This window comes from Mycoplasma imitans ATCC 51306 (assembly GCF_000518305.1).
GTDB lineage: Bacteria > Bacillota_I > Bacilli_A > Mycoplasmatales > Mycoplasmoidaceae > Mycoplasmoides > Mycoplasmoides imitans.
In genome coordinates, this window is sequence record NZ_JADI01000021.1 from 1 (window position 1) to 6,800 (window position 6,800).

Annotated in this window: 5 protein-coding genes and 1 pseudogene; all 6 read right to left on the minus strand. The window is 31.1% G+C overall.

What is annotated here, in order from left to right:
* A pseudogene (locus P690_RS0102455) lies at nt 1-209 on the minus strand (IS256 family transposase); the annotation flags it as partial.
* A gap of 917 nt (nt 210-1,126) precedes the next feature.
* A complete protein-coding gene (locus P690_RS0102465) occupies nt 1,127-1,789 on the minus strand; it encodes a hypothetical protein (RefSeq protein ID WP_156920501.1) in 663 nt (220 codons plus the stop codon).
* A 432-nt stretch (nt 1,790-2,221) separates the two neighbouring features.
* Entirely contained in the window at nt 2,222-2,578 is a 357-nt protein-coding gene (gene rbfA, locus P690_RS0102475; protein ID WP_027122205.1) for a 30S ribosome-binding factor RbfA, read from the minus strand.
* Complete coding sequence (gene infB / locus P690_RS0102480) at nt 2,578-4,425, minus strand: translation initiation factor IF-2 (protein WP_027122206.1); 1,848 nt, start codon at nt 4,423-4,425, stop codon at nt 2,578-2,580. The genes rbfA and infB overlap by 1 nt, the downstream gene beginning before the upstream one ends.
* A complete protein-coding gene (locus P690_RS0102485; RefSeq protein WP_027122207.1) occupies nt 4,418-4,687 on the minus strand; it encodes a YlxR family protein in 270 nt (89 codons plus the stop codon). The genes infB and P690_RS0102485 overlap by 8 nt, the downstream gene beginning before the upstream one ends.
* Nucleotides 4,688-4,702: 15 nt before the next feature.
* Nucleotides 4,703-6,574, minus strand: coding sequence for a transcription termination factor NusA (gene nusA / locus P690_RS0102490; RefSeq protein ID WP_027122208.1), 1,872 nt, complete (start codon nt 6,572-6,574; stop codon nt 4,703-4,705).
* Nucleotides 6,575-6,800 lie beyond the last annotated feature (226 nt).

Consider the following 6,800-nt stretch of genomic DNA (forward strand, 5'->3'; position numbering starts at 1 on the left):
TTTTGATACACGTTTTCATCATTATCAGCATTTTCTCTCAATAATTCTAGTTTGCCAACATGTTCACCATCAACCAGAGCCTGTAAAACAGGTTTAGCAATATAATCAGTGATGTTTAATAGTTGCTTTCCGCTACTAGGACCAAATTGTTTTACAAATTCAACGATTAATTTTTGAATCTGTTTCATTTGTTCGTCTTTTGAATTCATTTTTGTTTAACGTTTATAAAATTATATTAACCTTTCTTTTTTGAGTTAATTAATTGTTTTACACAAAATTCAATTCGGTGCCTACATCCAGAATACCGCAGATATATTCTGATGTAATAAAGATAATAAAAATAGGTTACAAATTTTAGTTTGTAATCATATAAACCGTTGTTAAATCTTCTATTTGTAGTTTTTTAATGATTTACCAACAGCACCAAAGTTAATTAATATACAGTTGTTAAAAGCGTGTAGGTACTAACCTATCCTTTTAGGGTATTTAATATATCCCTAAATGATGGGAGGTTTTCACCACCAGGTATACTTTTTTGAGCTTTATCAAGAGAGTTGTATAGCTAAGTTTTAGCATCTATTAGTTCTTCAAAGATTGTTTATTATTTGTAATTGATTATGCTTCAGAATATAGGTTTCTAATTGTTTTTTTTGGAAAACTCAAATTAATTTAAGCAAATCGTTTTTAGTAGTCAACTCAAAAATTTAATTCTATTTTCTTGTTTTCTATCTTTTATTTATCTTGATTGTTCGTTTTGTTCTTTTCTGGCTTATCAACTTTACCATTTTTACACCAGTTAAGTTAGAGCAACAAAACGATTACACTCTAAAGTTTTTTGAAGTTTAAAATATTCTTTTTACATTCTTATGTTGATTGTTGTTAAAATAACATTAAGAAGACAAACAAAAAATAAACCGCTAAACATGGACTTTTAAATTAACAAAAATTTAAATCTCGCTAGCTATCTACAAAATTGTAAAAATCTAAATATTTTTAATTTTTTTGCAAATTTTATTTTATTTAAAACAAAACGTTTTTTATAAATTCGAATTAACACCGATTGCAAGACCTAATGCATCATTCTTTGCTTTTTCAATAGCAGCAGATAACTCATCATTTGCAGTTTTTAATTTTCCAATGTAGCATCCCCATTTTTTAAAAGATTTTCAGCTTCATCAAAAGCAGTTGTTAATTCATCTCTAATTTGAGGCACTATAGCATATATTGTGGACGAAGCAGTTTTATTTGTTGAGGATTTACTTTTATCTGTTTGAGTTTCACTGCTTCCTTCTTTGCTAGCTGTTTCTGTTGAAGCAGTTGATTGAGTTTTAGAGTTCGAACTGCTTGATGAACTTGTTTGACTTTGTGATGAAGAAGACTGGTTTGGTGTTGCAGCAGTAGTAGTTGTTGTGTGGGTTTCACCAATTGTACTTGAGTCACCACTTCCTTCTTTACTTACACTATCAGAGCTTTTGCTTTGATCATCTTTTGTTGTGTCAGTTGTTGTAGCAGGTGTTGTTTGTGCGTCTGAACTTTTATCAGTAGTAGTAGTGTCTGAAGAAGTACCATCTTTTGTTGTAGATGTAGTTGTTGTGCTTCCAGTATCACCTTCCTTACTTGATGTAGGCGTTGATGATTCGTCAGATGATCCATCATGTTTTACGCTTGTGTTTGGCTGATTAGAAGTTGGGTTATAACAACTTGCAGCTGCTAAACCGACAAATGAGCCGATTCCAAGCAAACTGATGAATTTATAATATTTTTTCTTCTCATGAATGAGTTTGTACAAAAACTTATAAAACTATATAAAAAAATAATTCTAGCTTTACAAGTTAGAAAAATTTATATAAATCTTGAAATAAAAGAAAGAATCTTGTATTAATTATGGAATTTCTAAATTGTCAAAAAAATTTATTGTTAACTTAATTTTGTAATAAACAATAATTAGTCTCAAATTTTTTTAAAAAATAAAGGTTTTTAATCAAATCAAAAAACTTAACCAAGCTTAATCTGGCCCTATTTTTTAATTTTTGTCCCAAAAACGAGACATTTTTTGTGCTTGCTACTTTTAAAAACAAACAAAAACCCTTTAAATAAGTAAAAATTCAATACGATTTTTGAAAGCTTTGAACAAGAAACGGGCAAAACAAAGCATATGCTAAACAAAATAAAAATTTATCTAGATCGCGGATAATGCAATCTAGATAAAATTTTTACTTATTTATTCTTTATTATTTTTTTCTTGTTTAATCTCTTTTAAGATCTGATCGATCTTTGCGCCCTTAGAGATACTATCATCATGATAAAAAACTAATTGCGGAACTCGACGGATCGTTAAATTTTTACTTAATATATGTCTAAACACCCCGCTAGCATCTTTATATGCTTTTAATGTTTTAGCAGTGTTGTTAGGAATTAAACAATCAATAAAAATCTTGGCTACGCTCTTATCATCTGATAATTCGATTGCTGTTATCACACTTGTTTTAATTAAACTATTATTAATCTCATTACTAATTGCTTGGTTAAGTAGTTTGTGAATATCCGCTTCTAATCTTAAAGTTTTAATCTTGCTCATTAGTATGCTCGCTTTTTAACAATTTCGTAAACTTCAATAATATCGTTTTCTTTAATATCATTGTAGTTTTCTACCACGATACCACATTCTTTATTATGTTCAACTTTATCAGCAAAATTCGTTTTTACTTTTAGTGAACCGACCTTAGATTTATAGATGATTACATCATCTCTTAAAATTCGACATAGTGCGTTCTTAACAACTTTACCAGAAGTTACATAACTTCCTGCAATAGTCCCGATTTTTGAGTGTTTTCATAATACTCTAACTACAGCTTGACCAATTACAGATTCTTCATAAACTGGGTCTAGTTCGCCCTTCATGATCTTTTCAAGATCTTCAACCATTTTATAGATGATTTCATAAGATAAAATCTCAACGTTTGCTGAATTAGCTAGATCTTTAATCTGTTTACTTACTCCCAAGTTAAACGAGATTATAGTTGAGTTTGAAGCTTGAGCTAACTTAATATCAGTTTCAGAGATCACTCCAGTTGAAGCGCGGATAATGTTGGTAGTTACACCTTCAATATTAATATTTGAAATCGCGTACTTAATTGCTTCAAGACTACCTTGAACATCTGATTTAATAATCAGATCAACACATTTAATTCCATCAGTGTTAATTCTAGTTCTTTTTTCGTGGCTTTCTTGTAAGCTTAAATGTTTTTGTTTTTGTTGTTTTAATTTATAAGAATCTGATAACTCTTTTGCTTGTCTTTCGGTTGCAAGCCCCAAGAATTTTTCTCCAGCTTGAGGAATCGCATCAAGACCTGAAATCTTTACTGGTCTTGATGGTGTTGCTTCGGTTAGGTTATTCCCATTTTCATCTTGCATGATTCTTACTTTTCCATAAGCAGCACCTATACAGATATAATCGCCTACTTTAAGCGTCCCTCTTTTAACGATAACTGTAGCTTGAGGGCCTAGACCTGGTTCTAGTTTAGATTCAACAACAATCCCATAGGGGTCTGCGTTTGGATTAGCTTTATATTCATTAATTTCAGCTAATGTTAAGATCGCATCTAATAGTTCGTTGATACCTTCTTTTTTAATTGCTGAACCTTGAACAAAGATTGTATCACCACCATATTCTTCTGGTGATAGATCATATTTTGAGATTTGTTGAATCACACGATCAAAGTTCGCGCTTGCTTTATCCATCTTGTTTACAAACACGATAATTGGCACATCAGCATTCTTAGCGTGATCGATGGCTTCTTCAGTTTGAGGTTTAATCCCATCATCACCAGCAACTACCAATACCACGATATCAGTTAAATTCGCTCCGCGTGCTCTCATATCAGTGAACGCTTCATGACCTGGGGTATCAATAAAGGTGATTAATTCGTTATTTTTCTTAACTTGGTAAGCACCGATATGTTGGGTAATTCCACCCGCTTCACTCGATGTTGTGTTAGTTGATCTAATCGCATCTAACAATGAAGTCTTACCATGGTCAACGTGACCCATAACTGTAACAATCGGCGGGCGTTTTACTAGATCTTCTTTTTTGTCTTTAAACTCAATATTATCTAGCAAGTTTTCATTGGTTACAGCCTTTTCAATCTTGAAGTCTAAACCAAACTCTAAACACAATTCCCCGATTTGCTCTAAAGATAAGATTGTATTTAAATTAATTGTATTAATCCCTTTAGCAAAAAAGTGTTTAATAATCTTTGCTACTGGTTGATTAACTTTTTTAGCAAACTGGTCGATACTTAATGGATCAGTGTAAATAAAAACTCCATCCTTAACACCAACCTGAACCTCTTTTAAGTATGACTTGAAATTAATCTTTGCTCTTTTATCAATTGGTTTCTTATTTTTTGTTGGTTTTTTATTCATCCTGACCTCGTTTTCCTAAAGCATCGCTAAGTTTACTAAACTCTTCGTCTAAAATCTTAGTTTTAAAACTCTTTTGAATTAATGCTTTGATTTTCTTATCGATTATTATCTGCTCATTTTTGTTTAAATACACCCCACGCGCTTTAATCTTGTAGTGATAATCAACAAGTAGTTGATTTTGGTAAAAAACAATCCGATATAGTTGATTAATTGGTAATTGTTTTTTAGTAATTAGATCGAAGCGCTGGGTAATCTTTTTCATTTAATTAATAAGCCTCTATAGGTTTTCAAAGCTATCCAAGCTTTGACGTTGCGATTTCTTTTTCTTCTTATCTTTGTTTTTACCCTTTTTATCTTGGACAAGAACAACTTTTTTCACCTCTTTTTTAGGAGTTTGTGTGATATCTAATTCTTTAATTAGTTCAGTAATTGAAACGTTTTCATTTTGAACGTTGTCATAAGCTGATTCGTCAATATCAACAAATTTAACAGTTTCTTCTTCTTTTTGAACTTTCTTTTCTTTCTTAGGTGTCTTACTTGTTTTTTGTACTAGATCTTCTTCGTCTTCATCATTTACTAATGAACTAGATAGATCTAAATTAGCAAGTTGTTCAGACACATCATCATAGTTAAGCGCTTTTTTAGATGAAAGTGTTGGTTGCAACTCTTCTTGTGTTGAGTTATCGTCTTCTTGAATCTCTTCATCAACTTGAATTGGTTCATCATCAAATGAATCAAATGATTCCTCGATAAGTTCATCTAAATTCTCTTCATCTTCGTTAGCAATTGGTTTTGGTTGATACTTGCTAAGGTCAATCATCTCATAGCGTTGTTCTTCAGCTTCTTGGAAGATATTATCAATATCAACTTTGATATCGTCATCTGCTTCAATTGTAGTTGAGTAAGCAATCAATGGTGTTTGCACCTTTTCAACTTTTTTGAAAGGTTGTTTACTTGCGATCTTATTACGACGACTATTGTGTTTGAATTGATCTACTAAGATTGCATTGTCAACTGGAGAGTAATTAAGAGGAACAATATTAATGCCATCTTCAATCGCAGCTGAATGAGATTTGAAATCAATTGATCAACCTGTCATGTAAGATAATAATCTTACATTGATTCCAGCGCGACCAATTAAGAATGGTAAGTATTGATCTTCTACAATTACATCAACACTTTTATCACGCTCTGAATCTTCTAACACGTCGATCCCAATAATTTCAACCGGATAACAAGCATTAGCAATCATCTTGAACACATCATCGTTCCAATGGAATACATCAATTACTTCGTTGCTAAATTTAACACCGGCTGAGTGTTCGATTAAATTAGCCGCAATCGACTTAATTCTCATTCCGCCATCACCTAAAATTAAAGTAACAGGATCAATATCAGGGTTGTTTGATAAAACTGCTACCTTAGTTTTTTGTCCAGCTACTCTTTGGATCGCTTTAATTTCGACAATTCCTTCTTTAATTTCTGGAATATTTTCGGTTAAAACGTGTTTAACATATAAAGCATCTGAACGCGATACTACTAGTGGTCAACTCTTAGATTGTTCTTTAATTTGGGTTAAAACGAAATCATATTCAACATCGTTTTTTAATTCTTCATTAGGCACCCAATCCTTCTTATAATAATAAGCATAAATCCCACCTAAGTTAACCAATAAAACGTTAGGGTTATTCTCATCTTTCTCTACTGTACCTCTAACGATTTTATTTAGTTTAGGCGTTCATTCAGATACTGCTTGCTTATTAACTAGCTCAGATAATTTTTGACGAAAGTATTGCGAAATATTAGTCGCTACTACTCTTGAGAAATCACCAATATTTAATGATTTCAAGACATCATCGTCCACTTTAATTGTTGGATTAGTTACTAAAGCATCTTTTAGATAAATCTCATTGATTTCATCAAACTCGTCTTCACTAACATTATCATCAACAACTTTATAAAGTTTAAAGATCTTTAACAATCCTAAATCAAAATCGATCATTACATCGATTCTTTGATCAGGATCTTCTTTAGCGCAAGCGCGAATAATCGCATCTTTTAAGATTGTACTAATCTCTTGTTTAGAGATATTCTTCGTTTCGGCAACCGTCTGGATTGCTTCTAGAAAACTTTTATTATCAACACTCATTAATTATTTTAAAAAAGAAACGACAACTTAACGTTGTCGCATTCATATTTACCTATTTATTATACAAAAAATAATTAATTAGTTAAAAATCTTTTTATCTTAATTTTGGTTTATTTGAATTTATTTATCCAACATATCCTTAATTGTTGGTAGCGGCACCGAATTCAATTTTGTGTAAAACAATTAATTAACTCAAAAAAGAAAGGTTAATATAATTTTATAAACG